The 1,617-nt window shown below is 67.0% G+C and carries 1 protein-coding gene; it reads left to right on the top strand.

Annotation, left to right across the window (positions count from 1 at the left end; all coding sequences use genetic code 11):
• On the top strand, nt 1-1,416 hold a 1,416-nt coding region (locus QZV94_RS25035; protein WP_293683212.1), incomplete at its 5' end, for a phosphate acyltransferase.
• Between the last annotated feature and the right edge of the window lie 201 nt (nt 1,417-1,617).

Raw genomic sequence — 1,617 nt, 5'->3', positions numbered from 1 at the left:
CCGGACCCGGAGATCCTGCCGGAAGAAGTCTATACGGTCCGCCCCGATGCGATCGTCGCCACCGGGCGCAGCGACTATCCAAACCAGGTCAATAACGTCCTGGCCTTCCCGTACCTGTTCCGCGGCGCGCTGGACGTGCGGGCCCGGCAGATCAACATGGAAATGAAGATCGCCTGCGCCAACGCGCTGGCCATGCTGGCCCGCGAGGACGTGCCGGACGAGGTGGCCGCGGCCTATGGCGGCACGCAACTCAAGTTCGGCCCCAACTACATCATCCCCACACCGTTCGATCCGCGGCTGCTCAGCTACATCCCGCCGTTCATCGCCCAGGCGGCGATGGACACCGGCGTGGCGCGAAAGCCGATCGCCGACATGGAGGCCTACAAGGCCAGCCTCGCTCAGCGGATGGACCCTACGGCCGCCTTCTCGCAGAAGCTGCAGGGCGCGGTGCTGTCGGGGCCGCGCAAGAAGATCGTCTTCGCCGAGGGCGAGGAGCAGGCGGTGATCCGCGCTGCCTACGCCTTTCAGACGCAGGGCCTCGGCCAGGCGGTGCTGGTCGGCCGTGAGGACCTGGTCCACGAGAACATGCTGGCCGCCGGGGTCGACCCCAAGGAAGCCGGAATCGAGATCCTGAACGCCCGGCTGTCCACCTGGAACGAGGCGGCGGTGGACTACCTCTACGCCCGCTTGCAGCGCGAGGGGTTCCTGCGCCGCGACATCCAGCGCCTGATCAACCAGGACCGTAACGCCTTCGCCGCCGCCATGGTGGCGCTAGGCCACGCCGACGGCATGGTCACCGGGGTCACCCGCAACTTCGACCAGGTGCTGGAAGAGGTGCTGAACGTCATCGACCCGGCCGACGACGGCCGCATCATCGGCATGAGCGTGGTGATGGCCAAGGGCCGCACCCTGTTCATCGCCGACACCAACGTCACCGAGATGCCGGTGGCCGAGGAACTGGTGGAGATCGCCATCGAGGCGGCTCGTGCGGTGAAGACCCTTGGCTACACCCCGCGGCTCGCCTTCCTCAGCTACTCCACGTTCGGCAACCCCATGGGCGAGCGGTCCGAGCGGGTGCGCCAGGCGGTGGCCATGCTGGACGAGATGGACGGCCTCGACTTCGAGTACGAGGGCGAGATGCCGCCGGAGCTGGCGCTGGAGCCGGAGAGCCGCGGCGCCTATCCGTTCATGCGCCTGACCGGCCCGGCCAACGTGCTGATCATGCCGGCCATCCACTCCGCCGCCATCTCCACCCAGCTTATCAAGGTGATGGGTGGGGCCGAGGTGATCGGGCCGATCCTCTTCGGGATGAGCAAGCCGGTACAGATCTGCCCGCTCGGCTCCAACGTGTCGCGCATACTGCAGATGGCGACCATCTGCGCCTACGACCGGCCGCTGGTGGAGGTGAACAGCTGACGCCGAGCGAGAGCTGGCAAGCGAATGAGCGCCTACCACCTGATGACCCTCGATCCCCCCTATCTGCTGGGGGATGACCAGGCGAAGTTCAAAATCATCGGCTGGACGGAAGTCGACGACCTTGCCGCGCCGGATATCGAGCTGAACATCAACGGTCGGCCAGCGATGTTCCAGGCCCTGCCGCGGCCACAGGTGGCCCGG

Source organism: uncultured Phenylobacterium sp., assembly GCF_902826855.1.
Lineage (GTDB): Bacteria > Pseudomonadota > Alphaproteobacteria > Caulobacterales > Caulobacteraceae > Phenylobacterium.
Note: the sequence above shows the minus strand (reverse complement) of the source record. Positions and strands in the feature narration are given on the sequence as shown.